This is a genomic window from Kribbella sp. NPDC104740 (genome assembly GCF_055583505.1).
The window spans coordinates 1179381-1199275 of sequence record NZ_JBVJNV010000001.1; the positions used below are offsets into that span (position 1 = coordinate 1179381).

The window sequence follows — 19895 nt, forward strand, 5'->3', positions numbered from 1 at the left end:
CCACCTGGTGGCGCGCGGGTCGAGGTGGAATCCTGCTCGCATGCGATTCGAGGAGTTCGCCGCCGAGCGGGCGCAGGTGGTCGGCGTGGCCGACGACGTCACTGCCTTCAAGGCCGGTGTGGAGCGGTTGCGCGGGCTGGCGGCGACGGTGGAGGACGACCCGGGGAAGGCGTTTCGGTACCTGGAGGCCACCGAGCGGATGCTCCTGGAGGCGACCGCGCCGCAGAGCGAGGCTGTCGGCCAGGCGTTCGAGGCGATGCTGCGCGCTCGGCAGGTTCCCGCCGGTACGGCGACTGAGCAGTGCGTGCACGTCCAGGCCGGGATCGCCGAGGTCGCCCGGATTGCGGCCGCGGCGCCGACCGACGCCGAGCGGGACGCGGCGCTGGAGATGAACGCGGCGCTGCTCAGAGTGCTGGAGCGGATCGAACGGCAGTGATGCGCCGCGACCCGGCCAGTGAGGTCCCCGGCTTCGACGGCCTGTGGGACCGGATCGCCGCTGACGTGGTCAGCAACTACCAGGCCGAGGCGACCCTCTGGAACGGCCGGATCGACTACCTGCCGGCCGATCGCGAGAACGACGTCAGGGGCCAGGCGACCGCGGACGGCCGGTTGCTGCTCAGCCGCCCGCTGGTCGTGGAGCCGCTCCGACGCCTGTACGCCGAAGGGCCGGGCGCGCTGTCCGACCCGAAGTTCGCGCAAACCTGCTGGCGCGCGCTCAAGACCGCCGCGCACGAGTTCGGGCACCTGACGGCGCCGGCCGACTGGACTCTCGACGACCGGATCCGCGACCTCGACCGCGACGAGCAGGACCCCGCGGAGGAGGGCTTCATCGAGGCCCTCACCCAGGCGGAGCTGCGCGGCCTGGTCTCCCACGTGCTGCCGCCCGAGCTCGCCGAGCCGCTGGCGCGCGCGGTGGCCGCCGGGCCGGAGCCGATGCTGCCGTCGTACCCCGGCTGGACGAGCGCGGCCGGGATGTTCGCCGCGGAGCTCGCGGCGGAGTTCGAGGATCTGCGGGCTGTCGACGTACTGCGAGCAGGTGCTCGCGAGTCGGCGTCCCGCAGGCCGGAGGCGCTGGCGACCCTGATCATCGCCCGAACCCAACTCCCCGCCCTCCTCCAGGACCCCCGCCGAGAAGCCGCCCTCCGCACCGACCTCGCCCGCACCCTCGCCGAGGGCTTCGCGAGCCTCACCGACATCCCCACCGCCCGAAGCGCCGGCGCCCAACGCGGCCAGGAGCTAGCCGCAGTCGCCATCGAGAAGGTCCGCACGGCGGAGCAGTTCTTCACCCAGATGGCAGACTTCGGAGGCCTCACGTACGACCAGGGCATAGCCCCAGCCGCCGGCCCCGCAAGCACCAAGCCCAACCAGCCGAGCCCGAACACCCGCCCGCCCGAAGGCGGGCGCGCGGCGAGGAACGAGCCCGACGGCCGCAGCTGAAGCCGCCGGTCAGGCGGCGTTCCCACCGCCTCGGCAAGCCCCAAGCCCAACCAGCCGAGCCCGAACACCCGCCCGCCCGAAAGCGGGCGCGCGGCGACGAACGAGCCCGACGGCCGTAGCTGAAGCCGCTGGATAGACGGCGCTCCCGCCGGCCCGCCCGTGCCCGAGCTGCAGTCGCCGGCCCATGCGCCGCTCAGGTGCCGACCCACGCGCCGCTGACGTTCGGGGCTCGCCCGCGCGGTTACGGGTGTGCGCTGGCGCGCCACCGGCCGGGGCCTGGGTGGAGCGGGCGTTTGGCGTGGCGCCAGTACGTCGCCCAGTCGCTGGCTCGTTCGGTGTCGGGCTCGGGGGCGGGGGCGGCGGCGCGGGCGGAGACCACGGCGAGCAGGGCGGCGAGTTCCTCGGGGGAGGGGTCGCCTTTGACGACGCGGAGGACGGGGGTGCTCGCGGCGGACGGGGAATCAGCGGCGGACGGCGAGTCAGCGGCCGACAGCGAGTCAGCGGCGGACTGCGAGTCGGCGGGCGCGTGCGAAGCGTCCGCAGCGCCCAGGGAGTTGGAGGTGTCGGTCATCGGAGGGCTCCCGTCAGAGGGGGATGTTGCCGTGCTTCTTCGGGGGCAGGGTGTCGCGCTTGGTGCGGAGCAGGCGCAGCGCGCGGATGATCTCGGCGCGGGTCTCGCTCGGCTTGATCACCGCGTCGATGTAGCCGCGTTCCGCCGCGATGTACGGGTTGGCGAGGTGGTCCTCGTACTCCGTGATCAGCTGCTGGCGGCGCGACTCGACGTCGTCGGCGCCGGCGAGTTCGCGGCGGTGCAGGATGTTGACGGCGCCCTGGGCGCCCATCACGGCGATCTGGGCGGTCGGCCAGGCGATGTTCATGTCGGCGCCGAGGTGCTTGGAGCCCATCACGTCGTACGCGCCGCCGTACGCCTTGCGGGTGATCACGGTGATCATCGGGACGGTCGCCTCGGCGTACGCGTAGATCAGTTTGGCGCCGCGGCGGATGATGCCGTTCCACTCCTGGTCGGTGCCGGGCAGGAAGCCGGGGACGTCGACGAAGGTCAGGATCGGCAGGTTGAACGCGTCGCAGGTGCGGACGAACCGGGCGGCCTTCTCGGAGGCGTCGATGTCGAGGGTGCCGGCGAACTGCAGCGGCTGGTTCGCGACCACGCCGACCGGGCGGCCCTCGACGCGGCCGAAGCCGACGATCAGGTTCGGCGCGAACAGCGCCTGCACCTCCAGGAAGTCGCCCTCGTCGACGACCGCCTCGATCACCGTGTGCATGTCGTACGGCTGGTTCGGCGAGTCCGGGATCAGCGTGTCCAGCGCGGCGTCGATGTCGCTGACCTCGAGGTCGGCGGCGAAGTCGTACGCCGGCGGGTCCTCCAGGTTGTTCTGCGGCAGGTGCGCGACCAGGGCCTTCACCCAGTCGACCGCGTCCTCCTCGTCGCTGCCCAGGTAGTGCGCGTTACCGGACTTGGTGTTGTGCGTCCGGGCGCCTCCGAGCTCCTCCTGGGTGACGTCCTCACCGGTGACGGTCTTGATCACGTCCGGGCCGGTGATGAACATGTACGACGACTCGTCGACCATCACGGTGAAGTCGGTGACCGCCGGGGAGTAGACGGCGCCGCCGGCGCACGGGCCCATGATCAGGGAGATCTGCGGGATCACGCCGGAGGCCCGGACGTTGCGGCGGAAGATCTCGCCGTACAGGCCGAGCGAGACGACGCCTTCCTGGATCCGGGCGCCGCCGGAGTCGTTGATGCCGATCAGCGGGCAGCCGATCTTCATCGCCAGGTCCATCACCTTGACGATCTTCTCGCCGAACACCTCACCCAGCGAGCCGCCGAACACGGTGAAGTCCTGGGCGAACACGCAGACCTGGCGGCCGTCGATGGTGCCGAATCCGGTCACCACGCCATCGCCGTACGGGCGGTTGGCGTCCAGGCCGAAGGCCGTCGAGCGGTGCCGGGCGAACTCGTCGAGCTCGGAGAACGATCCCTCGTCGAGCAGCAGCGCGATCCGCTCCCGGGCCGTCTTCTTGCCCCGCGCGTGCTGCTTCTCCACCGCCCGCTCGGACCCGGCGTGCACGGCTTCGTCCAGCCGCTGCTCCAGGTCCGCGAGCTTCCCGGCGGTGGTGTGGATGTTCACGGTCTCTCCCATAAACCGGCAGCCTAACTGGCTAGTAGGTGTTGCGCCTGTGATGTCCGACGCAGTGGTGGGTGGGGGGAAAGAAAGAGAAAGAAAGGGAAGGAAATCCGCGGCTGGGGTGGAGGGTGAGACGGTGATGTGCGCGGGGCGGTGGTCGGTACTTGCTGGGGTGAATGCCGCCTGGGGGTCAGTGGGGGCCGACGGCGAAGATCTTCGTCAGGCGGGCGGCCAGCGCCAGGTCGCCTCGGACCGAGAGGCGTTGCTTCAGCACCGCTGTGACCGGGTCCTCGTTGCCGGTGACGATTCTCAGCAGGGTGGCCGGGTCGGTGCGGACCGAGATGTCGGGCGGGGTGGCCGGGGCGGGGATCAGTGCGCAGCGGCCGTCGGTGATCCTCAGGTGGTACTCGTCGACGCCCTCGCCGTGGACGCCGCCGGCGGCGCCGGTGATCTGCCAGGTGACGACGGCGTCGAACCCGGTGGCCCGGGCGGGTCGGAGGTACTCCGGCATCCGGCGAAAGATCTCGCGCAACGCGATCTCTCGCACACCCCCGATGAGTCGATGCCGAAGCTCCCGTTCCGACGTCCGGTCCACCAGCCGGGCGAGTTCACCCAGTTCGAGCCCGGACCAGTCACCGGCCTCCAGCCAGTGCGCACCGCCACGTTCGGTCAAGCAGACCTCCCCGTGGCGACTTCCTACCAGACCGTAGGAATTTCCTACGACCTGGTAGGTTTGTCAAGTGGTCAGCCCCGACGAGCCGGTTGCGGAACCTCGCCGCCGGGCCGCGCACCTCGGCCCGGAACGCCGGCGGCCGATGATCCTCGAGGCCGCCCTGGAAGTCTTCTCCGAGCGCGGGTACGCCGGGACGACGATGCAGTCGGTCGCCGACGCCGCCGGGGTGACCAAGCCGGTGGTCTACGCGTCCTTCGCGAACCGCGACGAGCTGCTGCTCGCGCTGCTGGCCCGCGAGGAGCAGCACCTGGTGCTCTCGATCATGGCCGCGCTGCCGGCCGACCCGACCGTCGGTACGCCGCAGGAGCACGTGCTGGAGGGCCTGACCGCGTTCCTGGAGACCGCCGCGAAGAACCCGCACTCCTGGCGGATCGTCTTCGGAGCCCAGTACGGCGCGGCGCCGGCCGTCGCCGACCGCGTGCGGGCCGCCCGCGCGTTCCTGGTCGAGGGCCTGCGGCTGACGCTCGTGCAGTCGCTGCCGGGCGTCACCGCGCCGGACGCGAACCTGCCGGTCCTGGCCGAGATGCTCGCCTCGATGACCGAGGCCTGCGCCCGGATGCTCGTCGTCGACGGCACCGACCGGACTCCCGCGGAGCTCGCCCAGGTGGTCTCTCAGGTGGTCGGCGGAGGGTTCGGCTCGGTCTGAGCTGTCCGTCGTACCACCAGCACGCTCGGTCACGATCTGCGTTCACTGGCCGGACCATGAGGCGAGAGAGCGCGGCCACAGATATCGTGGGCGAACGTGACCGAGACCGGCAGTCAGGCGAACGCCCGCACCCGTACCCGCGCACGTTTCGAAGTCCCCGAGGAACTGCGGGGTGACGTCCGCCTGCTCGGCGAGATCCTGGGCCGGATCCTGGTCGAGTACGCCGGGCAGCCGCTGCTCGACGACGTCGAGAAACTGCGGGAGCTGACCATCGCCGGGGACGGCGAGGCGGCCGAGCAGCTGGTCGCGACCTGGCCGCACGAGCGCGCCGAGGACGTCGCCCGCGCGTTCACCTGCTACTTCCACCTGACGAACCTCAGCGAGGAGCTGCACCGCGCCCGCGTCCTGCGCGAGCGCGACCGCTCCGGCGACGCGCCGGCGGTGTCCGAGCTGGCCCAGGCCGTCGAGCAGATCTCCGTGGACGCCGGCGAGCAGCAGGCCCGCGCCCTCCTCAACGGGCTGGAGTTCCGCCCGGTCCTGACCGCGCACCCGACCGAGGCCCGCCGCCGCGCCGTACTGGCGACGATCCGCCGCATCTCCTCGCTGCTGGAGGAGCGCAACGACCCGCGCGCCGGTGACGCCGAGCTGGCCGAGAACCGCCGCAGCCTGGTCGAGCAGGTCGACATCCTCTGGCGCACGTCGCAGCTGCGGACCAGCCGGCCGACGCCGCTGGACGAGGTGCGCTCGGCGATGGCGGTCTTCGAGGAGACCCTGTTCGATGTCGTCGGCAACGTCTACCGCCGCCTCGACGACGCGCTGGCCGGGGACGCTGCGGGTACCCGCCCGCCGGCGGTCGCGCCGTTCGTCCGGCTCGGTTCCTGGATCGGCGGCGACCGCGACGGCAACCCGAACGTCACCGCCGCGATCACCCGCGAGGCGATGCAGATCCAGGCCGACCACGTGCTGCGCGCGCTGGAGCAGGCCACCGACGAGCTCGGCCGCTCGCTGACGCTGGACGCGGCGACCACCCCGCCGTCCGCCCCGGTACGCCGGATTCTGGAGGACGCCCGGGCGGTCAACCCGGAGCTGATCGCCGACATCGAGACCCGCTCGCCCGCTGAGCCGCACCGGCAGCTCCTGCTGTTGGCAGCGCGCCGCCTGGCCGCTACTCGTGGTCGCGACGCCGACTTCGGCTACCCGCGGGCCGCTGACTTCCTGCACGAGCTGAAGGTCCTGCAGGACTCACTGGTGACAGCAGGTGCTCCCCGCCAGGCGTACGGGCAGTTGCAGCAGCTCATCTGGCAGGTGAGCTCGTTCGGCTTCCACCTGGCCGAGCTGGAGGTCCGGCAGCACTCCTCCGTGCACGCGAAGGCGCTGGAGGAGGTCCTCGGCGGCGGCGAGCTGTCCGACCAGACCGAGGAGGTGCTGGCCACCCTCCGGGTGATCGGCCAGATCCAGCAGCGCTTCGGCCCCGAGGCCTGCCGCCGGTACGTCGTGTCGTTCACCCGCAACGCCGGCGACCTGGCCGCGGTCTACGAGCTGGCCGACGCGGCGCTGGACGGCCGCCCGATCGAGCTGGACGTCGTACCGCTGTTCGAGACCGGTGAGGACCTGCAGAACTCGGTCGAGGTGCTGGACAACGCGATCCAGCTGACCCGGGTCCGGCACCGCCTGACGGCGAACGACCGGCGCTTCGAGGTCATGCTCGGGTACTCCGACTCCGCCAAGGACGTCGGCCCGGTCTCGGCGACCCTGGCCCTGTACGACGCACAGGCGCGGATCACCGCCTGGGCCCAGCGCAACGCCATCCGGCTGACCCTGTTCCACGGCCGCGGCGGCGCGCTCGGCCGTGGCGGCGGCCCCGCCAACCGCGCCGTACTGGCGCAGGCGCCTGGCTCGGTGGCGGGCCGGTTCAAGCTGACCGAGCAGGGCGAAGCGATCCCGGCCCGGTACGGCAACGCAGCGATCGCCCAGCGGCACATCGAGCAGGTCACCGCCGCCACGCTGCTGGCGTCCACCCCGGCGATCGAGGAGCGGGCCGCTGAGGCCGCTGACCGGTTCGGCGAGGTGGAGAAGGTGCTGGACGAGGCGGCCAAGACGGCGTACCACCGGCTGGTGAAGGCCGACGGGTTCGCCGAGTGGTTCGGCCGGGTCACCCCGCTGGAGGAGCTCGGCCAGCTGCCGCTCGGCTCGCGCCCTGCTCGCCGTGGCGTGGCGGTGTCGTCGCTGGAGGACCTGCGGGCGATCCCGTGGGTATTCGCCTGGTCGCAGGCCCGCGTCAACGCGCCGGGCTGGTACGGCCTGGGCTCCGCACTGGAGGCGGTCGGCGACGTCGCCAAGCTGCAGGACGCGAACAAGAACTGGCCGCTGTTCCAGGTGATGCTGGAGAACGCGGAGATGTCGCTGGCCAAGACCGACCGGCGCATCCTCGGCCGCTACCTGGAGCTGGGCGACCGGGAAGACCTGTCCCAGCTGATGCTCGACGAGCACGCTCTGACCACCGAGTGGGTGCTCAAGGTGCTCGGCGGCGACCGGCTGCTGGCCGGACGCCGGGTGCTCGGCCGCGCGGTCGAGCTGCGCAACCCGTACGTCGACGCGCTCAGCTACCTGCAGCTGCGAGCGCTGCGGACCCTGCGCACCGACGACTCCCTCGACGAGGAGCAGATCGTGCGCACACGACGGCTGCTGCTGCTGACCGTCTCGGGCGTTGCCGCCGGCCTGCAGAACACCGGCTGATGTTCGGAGACCTGGAGCGCCCTCCGCTGGACGAGAAGTTCCTGCGGGCGCGCTTGGTGCGTCCTGGTGGCTTGTGGACGCAGATCGACGTACTGGCCGAGACGCCGTCCACCAACGCCGTCCTGGCCGCCGCTGCACGTACCGGAGCTCCTGAGGGTCTGGTGGCGACAGCGGAGTACCAGTCGTCCGGACGAGGGCGGCTGGGGAGGACCTGGACCACTCCGCCGCGCTCTGCGCTGCTGACGTCGGTCCTGCTGCGCCCTGATGCGGTACCGGCTGTCCGCTGGCCGTGGCTGGGGCTGCTGGTCTCGCTGGCCGTCGCCTCCGCCGTACGGCGGGTTGCCGAGGTTCCGGCACAGGTGAAGTGGCCGAACGACGTACTGGTCGAGGACCGGAAGCTCGCCGGCATCCTGCTCGAGCGGGTCGACGGGCCGGCGGCGATCGTCGGGATGGGACTGAACGTCACGCTGCGCGCCGACGAGCGGCCGCACCCGGCGGCGACCTCACTGGCGCTGGAAGGCGCCGCGACGACCGACCGGGTGACGGTGCTGGCCGCCGTACTGCGGGACCTGGAGGCGCGGTACCGGGAGTGGGTGGACGCGGCGGGGGACCCCGCGGTCATCCTGCCCGACTATCAGGGGCTGTCGGCAACGATCGGCCGGCCGGTCCGGGTCGAGCTGCCGGACGGGAAGTTCCTGGAGGGGACGGCGACCGGGCTCGACACCGACGGCCGCCTGCTCGTCGACGCCGCCGACGGCCAGCACGCGCTGGCCGCCGGGGACGTGACACATCTACGAACTAGTGGGTGAACAGCTTCGCCGCGGTGATCAGCGTCTGCACGACGCCGTAGCCGAGCAGGATCGTGACCAGCAGCCAGGACAGGACTAGGCGAGGAGTCTGGTTCATTTGGCCGCCTCCGCGGACTCGGTGCTGGACGGCTCGTGGAACTTGGCGGCGACCGGGCGGATCAGCAGGTTGGCGACGAAACCGATCGCCAGCACGCCGACCATCGTGAACAGCGCCGGGCGGTACGCCGTCTCGGTCAGCGTGCCCGGCTTGCCCTCGCGGTCCAGGAAGCCGTTGATGATGAGCGGCCCGAAGACCCCGGCCAGCGACCATGCGGTCAGCAGCCGGCCGTGGATCGCGCCGACCTGGTACGTGCCGAAGAGATCCCGCAGGTACGCCGGTGCGGTGGCGAAACCGCCGCCGTAGAAGGACAGGATGACCGCGGCCAGCAGGACGAACAGCGCGGTGCTGTTGTGGCCGACCGTGGCCAGCAGCGCGTAGGCGACGATCCCGACGCCGAGGTACAGCGCGTAGATCGGCTTGCGGCCGATCAGGTCCGACGTGGTCGACCAGCCGAATCGGCCGGCCATGTTGAAGATCGAGAGCACGCCGACGAACCCGGCGGCCGCGGCGACCGCGACCGAGGACTTGCCGTCCGCGCCGCGGAAGAAGTCCTGGATCATCGGGCTGGCCTGCTCGAGGATGCCGATCCCGGCGGTGACGTTGCAGAGCAGCACCACCCACAGCAGCCAGAACTGCGGGGTCTTGATCGCGTTCGCGGCCGACACGTTCGCCGTGGTGACGAGCGCCTTCTGCTTGACCGTCGACGGATCGAAACCGTCCGGCTTCCAGCCCTCGGCCGGGACCCGGATGTTGAAGACGCCGAACATCATGATCACGAAGTAGCCGATGCCGAGCGTCAGGAACAGCGCGACCAGCGCACCGCCGCCGGCCACCGACGCGGAGTTGTTCGGGTCGTAGCCGTCGTCGTACAGGCTGAGCAGCTGGCGCGACAGCGGGCTGGCGACCAGCGCGCCGCCGCCGAAGCCCATGATCGCCAGGCCGGTGGCCAGGCCCGGGCGGTCGGGGAACCACTTGATCAGCGTCGAGACCGGCGAGATGTAGCCGATTCCGAGGCCGATGCCGCCGATCACGCCGTACCCGAGGTAGACCAGCCAGAGCTGGCCGGTTCCGATGCCCAGGGCACCGACTCCGAAGCCGGCCGCCCAGAAGCAGGCCGAGACGAACATCGCCTTGCGCGGGCCGTTGCGCTCCACCCAGGTGCCGCCGATCGCGGCGGACAGGCCGAGCATCACGATCGCGATGCTGAAGATGACGCCGATCGAGGTCTGGCTGGCGTCGAAGTGCTTCACCATCGACGTCTTGTAGACCGAGGTGGCGTAGGCCTGCCCGATGCACAGGTGGACCGCGAGCGCGGCCGGCGGGATCAGCCAGCGGCTGTAGCCCGGGGGTGCGACGCTGTGCTCCCGGTCGAGGACCGACAAGATGGCCATCAGAACTGACTCCTTAACAGGTAGCCCCCCGGCGCATACTGGCGCACTGTATGCATTCTGTAAAGCATTAAATCATTTCGCCGGTCCGGTGGCGCTCGTCTCGTGATTGACTGATCTCATGGCGATCTCGGCGAAGTTGTTGGGTGAGGACGAGTACGTCGTCGTCGACACCCGGACGCACTGGAAGGCACTGATCTTCCCGGTCTTCCTGCTGCTCGTGGTGGCGGCCGGCGGCGGGTTCCTGGCCGCGATCGTGCCGGCCGGCAGCCTGCAGACCCCGGCCCGGATCGCGATCGGCGTGGTCGGGTTGCTGGTGCTGATCGTGTTCGGCGCCAAGCCGTTCCTGAACTGGTTCTTCTCGACGTACACGCTGACCAACCGGCGCCTGATCACCCGGCACGGCATCCTGACCCGGACCGGCCGCGACATCCCGCTGATGCGGATCAATGACGTCTCCTACGAGCACGGCCTGATCGACCGGATGCTCGGCTGCGGCACGCTGCAGATCCAGTCGGCCAGCGAGGGCGGGCACGTGGTGCTGCCCGACGTACCGCACGTCGAGATGATGCACCTGAAGATGTCCGACCTGCTCTTCGGCGGCCCGGACGGCAAGCCCGGCGACGGGTACCTGGACGACGAGGCGCCGCCGGAGCACCAGCGGATCCGCTCCCAGCGGCCGGCCGAGGAGCCGGACTCGGAGACCCTGTTCAGCTCCGACGACAACGACCGGCGCTGATCTGCCCCGATCTGCCCCGGATCTGCCCCGAATTCGTCCTGATCTGCCCTGCGATCTGCCCCGGGATGCCCCGTGATCTGCCCCGGGTTGCCCCACCCCTTCGCGCTAGCCTCGGAGGACTGACCGCAAGGCCAAGAAGTGAAGGGGTTTCGGGGATGATCGAGCCAGCCGGCGACGGGGTGGACGAGCCGCCGCTCGTCGACGTGAGCAGACCCAGCAATGCGCGCGTCTACGACCTGCTGCTCGGCGGCAAGGACAACTACGAGGCCGACCGGGAGCTCTACCGTCAGCTCCTCGAGGTCGTGCCGGACCTGCCGCTCTGGGCCCGGGAGAACCGGCGCTGGCTGCGGCGGGTGGTCAGATGGCTGGCCGGTGAGCAGCAGGTCGGCCAGTTCGTCGACCTCGGCGCTGGTCTTCCGACCGAGGAGAACCTCCACCAGGTCGCCCAGGCCGTCCGGCCGCGGGCCAGGGTCGTGTACGTCGACATCGACCCGTCGGTGATCGCGCACGGCCGGGCGCTGCTGGTCGACAACGACTACACCGCGTTCGTCGCCGCCGACCTGACCCGCCCGCGCCAGGTGCTGGTCGACGAGGCCGTCGTGGTCGGCTTCGACGACAGCCGCCCGATCGCCCTGATCGAGGCCCTGGTGCTGCACCACGTCCCGGACCTCGACGACGCGCGGAAGATCCAGGCGGAGTACCTGGACCACCTGCCGTCCGGCTCGTACGTCGCGATCAGCCACGCCTGCAACCCGCGCGACGGCAGCCCGGCCGCGGAGCTCGCCGACGCGTTCGAGGAGCAGCTCGGCCCGAGCTTCCCCGGCCTGCGGTTCCGCACGCCCGCCGAGATCCTCACCCTGTTCGGCGACCTCGAGGTGCTCAGCCCGGGCCTGGTCCGGCTATCGGACTGGAACCCGCCCGGTGCACCGGATCCCGACGCCCCCGAGATCGACGCCGATGGCAACTTCTTGTACTGCGCGGTCGCCCGCAAGCCCTGAGCGCTAGTTTGAACGGGTGAGCGACAACCGAGTGGTCGAAGCAGCCGAGAACGTCTTCCTGGTCCGCGGCTCCGCCGTCAACTGGATCCTCCTCCGCGACGGCACCGACCTGACCCTGGTCGACGGCGGCTACCCCGGCGACTTGAACGACGTCGAGGAGTCGATCCGGTCGATCGGCCGCCGCCCCGAAGACGTCCGCGCAATCCTCGTCACCCACGCCCACGTCGACCACCTCGGCGCCGTGAACCCGTTCCACACCCGCTACGGCACCCCCGCGTACTTCGACCCGACCGAGGTCGCCCACGCCCACCGCGACTACCTGGAGCAGCTCACCCCGCCGACCCTGCTGAAGAACATCTGGCGCCCACGGGTCCTCCCATGGGCCGTCCACATCCTCCGCAACGGCGCCACCCAAGACGTCACCGCCCCGCACGCACAGGCCTTCCCTGGTGCCGGTGCCGGTGCTGATGCTGATGCTGATGCCGGAGCCGGAGCCGGAGCCGGAGCCGGAGCCGGAGCCGGAGCCGGAGCCGGTGATGGAGCTGGAGCTGCTGGTGCGGGTGCTGGAGCTGCTGGTGCGGGTGCTGGTGCCCTGGACCTCCCCGGCGCCCCCGTCCCCGTCCCCACCCACGGCCACACCTCAGGCCACACCGCCTTCCACCTCCCCGCCGCCGGCGCCGTCATCACCGGCGACGCCCTGGTCACCGGCCACCCGCTGTCACCGACCACCGGCCCACAGCTGCTCCCCGCGATGTTCGCCCACGCGTCCCGCGCCGAGCTCCTGTCCGCGCTCACCCCTCTGGAAGCCCTGGACGCCGACCTCCTACTCCCCGGCCACGGCCCCCTCCACCACGGCCCGATCGCGGATGCGGTAACGACGGTCCGTTCGGACTTCTAACGGACGGCCGGGCGCCACCACCCGCGCGCAGGGCTTTGAGCTGCCGGCCGCACTGTGCCGAGTGCATCTGGCAGAGCGGATGAACGGGTGGTGGGTGCTCGGGGCGGGTTGTGCGTCGGCGCCAATCTGCCTGGCTTGTCCGCAAGCGGACCCGTCCACAGCGTAGGGCTGCGTGTTGAGGCCTATTCGCCACGAGTCCTGGGACGGCGCCTGAGAACTGTCGGTGTCGCCTGGTTGGGTGCCTCCATGGCGAGAAGTAAGGCGCAGCGGCGCCGACGGAGCGAGCGGCGGCGCAGACCGGTTGCCGAGCAGCGATTGGATCACCATGTCTCGACAATCCTGCAGTCACTCCACGGCCTCGCCGAGAAGGTCAAGGAACTCGTCGAGACGGCTGATCCACTCTCTGCGGCCGATCAGCGGCTTACTGCCGCCGTGAACGGGATCGCAGATATCGCTCGGCAGCACAATAGATTCAGATTGTGCGAAGGCGCCCGTCTCAGCTGTCTACCGTGGAGTGTCGGCAGGGAGGAGACGAGACCCGGCACCGACGGAGGCGCGGCCCAAACCGAACTCTTGACGCTGATCGCTTTTGCCGATCGCTCCAGCTGGACGACGGATGACTATGCTCCGATCTCGCCAATTCTCGAGGACCTCGGGTCCCGGGCGACCGCGGTGATGGAGTTGGCCACGGCGGAGGAATTCGTCGCCGCGATGATCGCGGAGCAACCGGATGTCATGGCAAAGATCCAAGCCGCCTCCCGAGGCCGCGAGATCTGGCTGCGAAATTCCTCGTACCCGGAGATGGTCGAGGAGACACTGGCAGACCTGTTCGGCTCGCCGGCGGTCAGCTCGGCTCTGTCGGCGGCAGTCGGGTTCGACGCCTCGGCCGCGATCGCGACTCTGAAGGCAATTCACTCGCTCCAAGTCGACGGGATGAACAGACGGCTGGAAACTTGCCTCAGCGAGATGGATGCTGCTCGGCGGTCCGCGATACCCCTGACCGAGCAGAGACGCACTGAACTCAAGACCCTCTGGGATGCCGCGTGGGAGCCGGGTGAACTGGAGGTCACTGTTGACCAAGCCTCCGTCGCAGAGCGCAGCGGAGTCGACATCGAAACTATTGCTGCGGTCGCGACGCAGTTCCGGCTGACGATCGACGACTGGACTCCCGTGACTGCGGCCCGCGAGTTCACGAGTGGAAACAATCCCCTCCGGACACACCCACTCCTAACCACTGGAGAGGGCCGCATGATGGTGGTGCACGAGGCACTCATCCTCCCGGCCGTCCGTGAAAACCTCGAACAGGTGCTCAAGTCCACGCACGCCTGGGAGACCTATCAGTCGCACCGCGGCAAGGTCCTTGAGCGCCGGACCGCACAGTGTTTCCGCCGCGTTCTGCCGCAGGCCAAGGTGTGGAACGGCTTCGAGTACTTCGTGCCGTCGACAGAGGCGGAGTCCGCAGGAGCGCCCGCAGCCTACTCAAAGATGGTCGAGGGCGATCTGCTCGTCGTAATGGACGATGTCGCGTTCGTGGTCGAGGCAAAGGCAGTCGCGCTCACCCCCAGAGCCCGAGCCGGTGAGACTCGGCGACTGCGCGGCGATCTGACACGGATCGTTACGGCGGCTGCCGACCAAGCCGGTCGACTGAAGAGGGCCCTGCAGCGGGATCGCGGCTTCCGGCTGCGGAGTGGCGAGTGGGTGGATCTCCCCGAAGTTCGTGAGATACACACGGTGGCGGTCAGCCTCGACGACCTGTCCGGGATTGCGACGACGACAGTCGACCTGGTTCTGGTCGGTCTACTGAAGCCGACGGAGATTCCGTGGACGGTTTCGCTTCACGATCTCGATCTGATCACCGAACTCGCCGAACCTTCTGCGGCCTTCCTGCTGTATGTCCGACGGCGGCGCAATCCCGAGGTGACCATGTTCTACACCGCCGTCGACGAGCTCGACTACTTCCTGTACTTTCTTGAGGCGGGTCTTTACGTCGAGCCCGATCCGCATCGGGTCAGCGAGGAACTGAGCTTCGTCAAGCGGGCACGGACGGCCGATATCGACAGACGTCGTCGGCAACGGAGGGGGCTCATCACCAGCCGTACCGATCCGTTGGACGCGTGGTTCTGGTACGACCGGGGCTTCTCGCCGACAGCCGCGCCGAAACCGGAACTTCAGCACTCCCCGATGAAGCCACTCGCGAGACTGCTACAGGAGCGCGAGGTCGAGGCGTGGCTGAGCGTCGGAGCCACATTGTTGTCTTGCTCGACCAGAACGCAGAGCGATCTACTTCGGGCGACTGACAAGTTGCTGAGCATCGATTCGGGCAGCCGCGAGCACAGTCTCACCGTAGCGCTCGGCCACTCGAAGAGCGACGCATACCTGCTCGTCTGGGCGACGCCGGCGGTCGGCGATGATCGCGCCGTTTTTATTGAGAAGATGACGAGATACCTCCGTGTGAAGAAGCATCAACTGACGTTGCCTCGTGGCTGCGTGATCGTCATGGACCAAGTCACCAAAGACCTACTACAGACGATCTATGACGGATCGGATGGTGAATCAGACGCCGAGATGAAGGAACTCGGCCATGAATTCAAGCTCGTCAGTCCTGACAAGCATCCACGGCGAATTCCGCGAGGTCTTCGTTGACGCCGCTGCTTGATTTGAACCTCGGCATGATGCTAATAGTCTGATCTCCTTCATCAACTGCACAGCTGCACTGGCTCAGGCATTCCTCGTCTGCTTGAGCTACCGCCGAGAAAGCTGAACGGTGGACTAGATGCGGATGACGACGGCATGGTCGATTCAGGTGATGCGGACTGGTTCCTTGAGTACTGCGTCGACGTGCGAGGCGAAGTCGTCGAGGTGCTGAAGTCCGGCGACGACTGCCCGACTTTCTTCATCGTCGACGCCTCCGGCACCGGCTCGATCTACCTCGCCAACGCCGTCTCGGCCGAGGACCCGCCGGCTGGTGGATCTCTCGCGAGCTGCGTTGTCAGGCCAGCGACATTGCGCCTGGGGCTGCGCTGTTGGTCGACCGCTGCCTGATATGGCGACGGCTCAGCCAAGAGCCTTCAGCAGCTGGCGGGCCATGATGATGCGCTGGACCTACCGTCGCAAGACAGGCTGCACCTGCAGTGCGGCTCATCGCGTGTCAATCGCCGGTGGTGCCCAGGCTCGAAGCCCAGATCGATCGACTGTATTTGCGCCGCCGGATGACGCGCATACGGCAACGGCCGGTGCAGTCAGATCCGCCGCCGGCGACACCGCATCACCGCGAACTGGCTGCGGATCGGCGCTGGCGGACCGTGCTGCCCCACGCGCCGAAGGCGCCAAAAGAAGCTGTCGCCGCCGGAGGCGGTGTCCTTTAGGTCAGCCCCTTCAGAAGTTGGCGGGCCATCACGATGCGCTGGACCTGGTTGGTGCCCTCGTAGATCTGCGTGATCTTCGCGTCGCGCATCATGCGTTCGACCGGGTAGTCGTGGGTGTAGCCGTAGCCGCCGAGGAGTTGGACGGCGTCGGTGGTGACGGCCATCGCGACGTCGGAGGCGAAGCACTTGGCGGCGGCGCCGAAGTATGTGAGGTCAGGAGCATTCCGTTCGGAGCGGGCGGCGGCGGCGTAGGTGAGCTGGCGGGCGGCCTCGAGCTTCATGCCCATGTCGGCGAGCATGAACTGCAGGCCCTGGAACTCCGCGATCGCCTTGCCGAACTGCTTGCGCTCCTTGACGTAGCCGAGTGCGTAGTCGAGCGCGCCCTGGGCGATGCCGAGGGCCTGGGCGGCGATCGTGACCCGGGTGTGGTCGAGGGTCGCCATCGCCGTACCGAAGCCGGTGCCGGGTTCGCCGATCATCCGGGACGCCGGGATCCGGACGTTGTCGAAGTACACCTCGCGGGTCGGCGAGCCCTTGATGCCGAGCTTCTTCTCCGGCGCGCCGAACGAGACGCCCTCGTCGGCCTTCTCGACCACGAACGCCGAGATGCCCTTCGAGCGGGCGTCGGGGTCGGTCACCGCGAAGACGGTGTAGTAGTCACTCACCCCGGCGTTGGTGATCCAGCGCTTCACGCCGTTCAGCACGAAGTCGTCGCCGTCGGCGACCGCGCGGGTCTTCATCGACACCGCGTCCGAGCCGGCCTCCGGCTCGGACAGGCAGTACGAGAACATCGCGTCGCCGGCCGCGACCGGCGGCAGGTAGGCCTGCTTGACCTCCTCGGACGCCGACAGCAGCAGCGGCAGCGAGCCGAGCTTGTTCACCGCCGGGATCAGCGAGGTGGACGCGCAGGCGCGGGCCACCTCCTCGATCACGATCACCGTGGCCAGCGCGTCCGCACCGGCGCCGCCGTAGGCCTCCGGGATGTGCGGGGCGTGGAAGTCCGAGGCCTTCAGCGCGTCGTACGACGCCTTCGGGAACTCGGCGAGCTCGTCGACGTCCCCGGCGTGCGGGGCCACCTTGGCGTCGCAGACGTCGCGGACCGCCGCCCGGATCGCCTCGTGCTCCTCGGACAGCGCGTACAGGTCGAATGAGTTACTCACGAGTTGCAATCTACGACGGATCGCCCCGGACGACGACCTCCCGGCACCGGAAAGTGACGTACGGCGCACCCGGAGGTACTTGCGGCCGACCAGAGCCGTTCACCGGCCGGAAACCCGCCTCGGTAGAGTCGCCCGCATGACTGAGACGCCCACCGGCTCGCTGCGGATCGCGGTGATCGGGACCAACTACCTCGGGGCCAACACCGCCGCCGGAATGGCCGAGTTCGGCTTCGACGTGATCGGCGTCGAGATCGACGAGCACCGGCTGAAGCTGCTCAACGACGGCAAGGCCCCGCTGTACGAGCCGGGGCTCGACCCGTTGCTGAAGAAGCACGTGGAGTCGGGGCGGCTGCGCTTCACCAAGGACTACCGCGAGATCGCCGACTGGGCCGACGTGCACTTCATCTGCGTGGGGACGCCGCAGACCGAGGGCAGCGACGCCGCCGACCTGGCCCAGGTGAACTCGGTCGTCGACATGCTCGCCCCGCTGCTGACCCGGCCGACGCTGGTCGTCGGGCGGTCGACCGTCCCGGTCGGTACGTCGAAGCTCGTCGAGCAGCGTTTCCACACCGAGGCTCCGGCCGGGACCGGCGTCGAGATCGCCTGGCAGCCGGAGTTCCTGCGCGAGGCGCACGGTGTCGACGACACGCTGCACCCGGACCGGCTGGTGTTCGGCGTACAGACGGACGGCGCCGAGCAGACGCTGCGGCAGGTGTTCGCGACCCCGATCGCCGAGGGCACGCCGGTCGTGGTCTGCAACCTGCCGACCGCCGAGCTGGTCAAGGGCGGCGCGAACGCCTTCCTGGCCACGAAGATCTCGTTCATCAACGCGCTGTCGGAGATGGCCGACGCGACCGGCGCCGACGTCACCCAGCTCGCCGACGCGCTCGGTTTCGACAAGCGGATCGGCCGCGGGATGCTCAACGCCGGACCCGGGTACGGCGGTGGCTGCCTGCCCAAGGACCTGCGCGCGTTCATGGCCCGGGCCGGTGAGCTCGGGGTCGAGGAGGTCATCACGCTGCTGCGCGAGGTCGACGACATCAACTACCGGCGCCGCGCCCGGATCGTCGACGTCACCCACGAGCTGCTCGGCGCCGAGTGGGTCGGCCGCAACGTGACGGTGCTCGGCGCCGCGTTCAAGGCCGGTACGGACGACGTACGGGACTCGCCCGCGCTCGACGTGGCGGGCCGCATCCAGCTGCACGGCGCGACGGTGACCGTGTACGACCCGGAGGCGATGGAGAACGCGCGACGCGTGCGCCCGACCCTCCGGTACGCCGCCTCGGCGATCGAGGCCTGCGAGGGCGCGCACCTGGTGCTGCACCTGACCGAGTGGCCGGAGTTCCGCGCGCTCGACCCGGTCGAGCTGAAGGACGTCGTCGCGGCGCCTGTGATGCTGGACGCGCGGCTGGTGCTGGACTCGGCCAAGTGGCGCGAGGCGGGCTGGACCTACCGGGCGCCCGGCAAGCCGTAGTACTCAGGCGACGGTGGCGTCGCGCATCACCGGGCGGGTCAGCGCGAAGAACCCGATCAGTGCGGTCAGGACGCTGATGCCCAGCAGGACCCCGGTGATGCCGATCCCGTCGAGGTCGGTGAAGAAACCGAGCAGCGGGTTCATGACGACCAGCGCCAGGCTCTGACACAGGACGACGACCGACTGCAGCCGGGACTGGTACTCCTTCTCGACCGAGTTCATCAGCAGCGGCAGCAGGTGCCCGGTGAAGGTGCCGACGCCGAGACCGCTGATGATCGCCGCGGCCATCGTCAGCGGCAGCGGGTCGAGGAAGGCGAGCCCGAGGAACCCGATCGAGGCCAGCAGCAGACCCACCGCGGCCACCAGGCCCGGGCGCTGGAACGCCCCGCGCATCAGGATCCGCAGCGCGATCAGCCCGACCCCGAGGCTGCGGACCGCGATCAGCAGCGAGGCGCGCCCGGCGTCCCAGCCGTGGTCACGGGCCAGCAGTGGCAGCAGCAGCGCGTCCATCGGCATCAGCAGGCCGGCCGCGAGCGTCATCGTGACCAGCAGGGTCCGCGTCAGCGGCCGCCCGAGCGCGACCTTGAGGCCCTCGGCGATCGAGCGGAACATCCCCGTCGTCATCTTCGGCGGCGGCGCGATCGCCTTGCCCATCACGATCAGCACCACGATCATCACCGCGAAGGTCAGCGCGTCGAACCCGGCCGCGGCGGTCAGCCCGGCCCAGGCGACCAGCGCGCCACCGACGGCCGCACCGATCACGGCGAAGACCATCCCGGTGACCTGGAAGCTGGCCATCGCCCGGGGAATCTGCGCGGCCGGGACCAGCAGTCGCGGCATCGAGCGGGACGACGGCAGGAAGAACGCGTCGATCACACCGACCAGCAGCGCGGTGCCGAGCAGCAGCCAGACCGGTTCGTCGATCGCGATCGTCACGGGGACGAGGACCGCGGTCAGCACGAACATCGCCGTACAGCTCACCAGCAGCACCCGCGGAGCACCGAACCGGTCGCCGATCGCGCCGCCGATCAGCAGCAGCGCGGCCCGCGGGGCCGCCGCGAGCAGCAGCACCAGGCCGGCGATCTGCCCGCCGTAGTGGCTGGCCGACCAGCCGATGGCGAACGTCATCGTGATGTCGCCGAGAAGCGACACAGCGGCACCGAGCAGCCAGATCCAGTAACGGACCGGGATGCGCTCAGTATCCGGTTCTGCGGGCGGAGTCACGATCGACGACCTTAGACGACAATGGTTGGGATCTCACGGCT

At 69.6% G+C, this 19895-nt stretch carries 18 protein-coding genes; 11 read left to right on the forward strand and 7 right to left on the reverse strand.

Features of this window, described 5'->3' with window-relative positions:
* The first annotated feature begins 40 nt into the window (after positions 1-40).
* Both ACZ6Z4_RS05565 and ACZ6Z4_RS05570 read left to right on the forward strand, forming a co-directional pair.
* Positions 41-436 (forward strand): hypothetical protein, encoded by a 396-nt coding sequence (locus ACZ6Z4_RS05565; RefSeq protein WP_465558465.1) that lies wholly within the window; start codon positions 41-43, stop codon positions 434-436.
* Positions 436-1437 (forward strand): hypothetical protein, encoded by a 1002-nt coding sequence (locus tag ACZ6Z4_RS05570; protein ID WP_465558466.1) that lies wholly within the window; start codon positions 436-438, stop codon positions 1435-1437. The genes ACZ6Z4_RS05565 and ACZ6Z4_RS05570 overlap by 1 nt, the downstream gene beginning before the upstream one ends.
* A 241-nt stretch (positions 1438-1678) precedes the next feature.
* Here the strand turns inward: ACZ6Z4_RS05570 and ACZ6Z4_RS05575 are convergent, their stop codons facing one another.
* The 3 genes from ACZ6Z4_RS05575 to ACZ6Z4_RS05585 form a co-directional block, all read right to left on the reverse strand.
* Positions 1679-2008, reverse strand: coding sequence for an acyl-CoA carboxylase subunit epsilon (locus ACZ6Z4_RS05575; RefSeq protein ID WP_465558468.1), 330 nt, complete (start codon positions 2006-2008; stop codon positions 1679-1681).
* A gap of 13 nt (positions 2009-2021) precedes the next feature.
* Positions 2022-3599 (reverse strand): acyl-CoA carboxylase subunit beta, encoded by a 1578-nt coding sequence (locus ACZ6Z4_RS05580; protein ID WP_465558470.1) that lies wholly within the window; start codon positions 3597-3599, stop codon positions 2022-2024.
* Between the two features lie 175 nt (positions 3600-3774).
* Positions 3775-4257, reverse strand: coding sequence for an SCP2 sterol-binding domain-containing protein (locus ACZ6Z4_RS05585; protein ID WP_465558472.1), 483 nt, complete (start codon positions 4255-4257; stop codon positions 3775-3777).
* A gap of 67 nt (positions 4258-4324) precedes the next feature.
* On the opposite strand from ACZ6Z4_RS05585, the gene ACZ6Z4_RS05590 reads away from it, so the two are divergent.
* From ACZ6Z4_RS05590 to ACZ6Z4_RS05600, 3 genes are all read left to right on the forward strand, one after another.
* Entirely contained in the window at positions 4325-4963 is a 639-nt protein-coding gene (locus ACZ6Z4_RS05590) for a TetR/AcrR family transcriptional regulator (RefSeq protein ID WP_465558474.1), read from the forward strand.
* Positions 4964-5059: 96 nt separating this feature from the next.
* Positions 5060-7699, forward strand: coding sequence for a phosphoenolpyruvate carboxylase (locus ACZ6Z4_RS05595; protein ID WP_465558476.1), 2640 nt, complete (start codon positions 5060-5062; stop codon positions 7697-7699).
* Complete coding sequence (locus tag ACZ6Z4_RS05600) at positions 7699-8508, forward strand: biotin--[acetyl-CoA-carboxylase] ligase (protein ID WP_465558478.1); 810 nt, start codon at positions 7699-7701, stop codon at positions 8506-8508. The genes ACZ6Z4_RS05595 and ACZ6Z4_RS05600 overlap by 1 nt, the downstream gene beginning before the upstream one ends.
* Here the strand turns inward: ACZ6Z4_RS05600 and ACZ6Z4_RS05605 are convergent.
* Positions 8498-8605 carry an MFS transporter small subunit gene (locus tag ACZ6Z4_RS05605; protein ID WP_465558480.1) on the reverse strand — a complete coding sequence of 36 codons (108 nt, stop codon included), beginning with the start codon at positions 8603-8605 and terminating at the stop codon, positions 8498-8500. The two genes, ACZ6Z4_RS05600 and ACZ6Z4_RS05605, sit on opposite strands and share 11 nt — an antisense overlap.
* On the reverse strand, positions 8602-9999 hold the full coding sequence (locus tag ACZ6Z4_RS05610; protein WP_465558482.1) for an OFA family MFS transporter: 1398 nt from the start codon (positions 9997-9999) through the stop codon (positions 8602-8604). Before ACZ6Z4_RS05610 ends, ACZ6Z4_RS05605 begins: the two co-directional genes overlap by 4 nt.
* Before the next feature lie 118 nt (positions 10000-10117).
* Between ACZ6Z4_RS05610 and ACZ6Z4_RS05615 the strand changes: the two genes are divergently transcribed.
* From ACZ6Z4_RS05615 to ACZ6Z4_RS05635, 5 genes are all read left to right on the forward strand, one after another.
* Positions 10118-10735, forward strand: a complete 618-nt coding sequence (locus ACZ6Z4_RS05615; protein ID WP_465558484.1) for a PH domain-containing protein — start codon at positions 10118-10120, stop codon at positions 10733-10735.
* A 155-nt stretch (positions 10736-10890) separates the two neighbouring features.
* Entirely contained in the window at positions 10891-11733 is an 843-nt protein-coding gene (locus tag ACZ6Z4_RS05620; protein ID WP_465558486.1) for an SAM-dependent methyltransferase, read from the forward strand.
* A gap of 16 nt (positions 11734-11749) precedes the next feature.
* Positions 11750-12631, forward strand: coding sequence for an MBL fold metallo-hydrolase (locus ACZ6Z4_RS05625; protein WP_465558488.1), 882 nt, complete (start codon positions 11750-11752; stop codon positions 12629-12631).
* Between the two features lie 246 nt (positions 12632-12877).
* Positions 12878-15274, forward strand: coding sequence for a hypothetical protein (locus tag ACZ6Z4_RS05630; protein WP_465558490.1), 2397 nt, complete (start codon positions 12878-12880; stop codon positions 15272-15274).
* Between the two features lie 147 nt (positions 15275-15421).
* On the forward strand, positions 15422-15673 hold the full coding sequence (locus tag ACZ6Z4_RS05635) for a hypothetical protein (RefSeq protein WP_465558492.1): 252 nt from the start codon (positions 15422-15424) through the stop codon (positions 15671-15673).
* 319 nt (positions 15674-15992) lie between these two features.
* Here the strand turns inward: ACZ6Z4_RS05635 and ACZ6Z4_RS05640 are convergent, their stop codons facing one another.
* Entirely contained in the window at positions 15993-17156 is a 1164-nt protein-coding gene (locus tag ACZ6Z4_RS05640) for an acyl-CoA dehydrogenase family protein (RefSeq protein ID WP_465558494.1), read from the reverse strand.
* A gap of 136 nt (positions 17157-17292) precedes the next feature.
* Between ACZ6Z4_RS05640 and ACZ6Z4_RS05645 the strand changes: the two genes are divergently transcribed.
* Positions 17293-18630 carry a UDP-glucose dehydrogenase family protein gene (locus tag ACZ6Z4_RS05645; protein ID WP_465558496.1) on the forward strand — a complete coding sequence of 446 codons (1338 nt, stop codon included), beginning with the start codon at positions 17293-17295 and terminating at the stop codon, positions 18628-18630.
* Positions 18631-18633: 3 nt separating this feature from the next.
* Here ACZ6Z4_RS05645 and ACZ6Z4_RS05650 read toward each other — a convergent pair whose 3' ends face one another.
* Complete coding sequence (locus ACZ6Z4_RS05650) at positions 18634-19854, reverse strand: MFS transporter (protein WP_465558498.1); 1221 nt, start codon at positions 19852-19854, stop codon at positions 18634-18636.
* Positions 19855-19895: the final 41 nt, after the last annotated feature.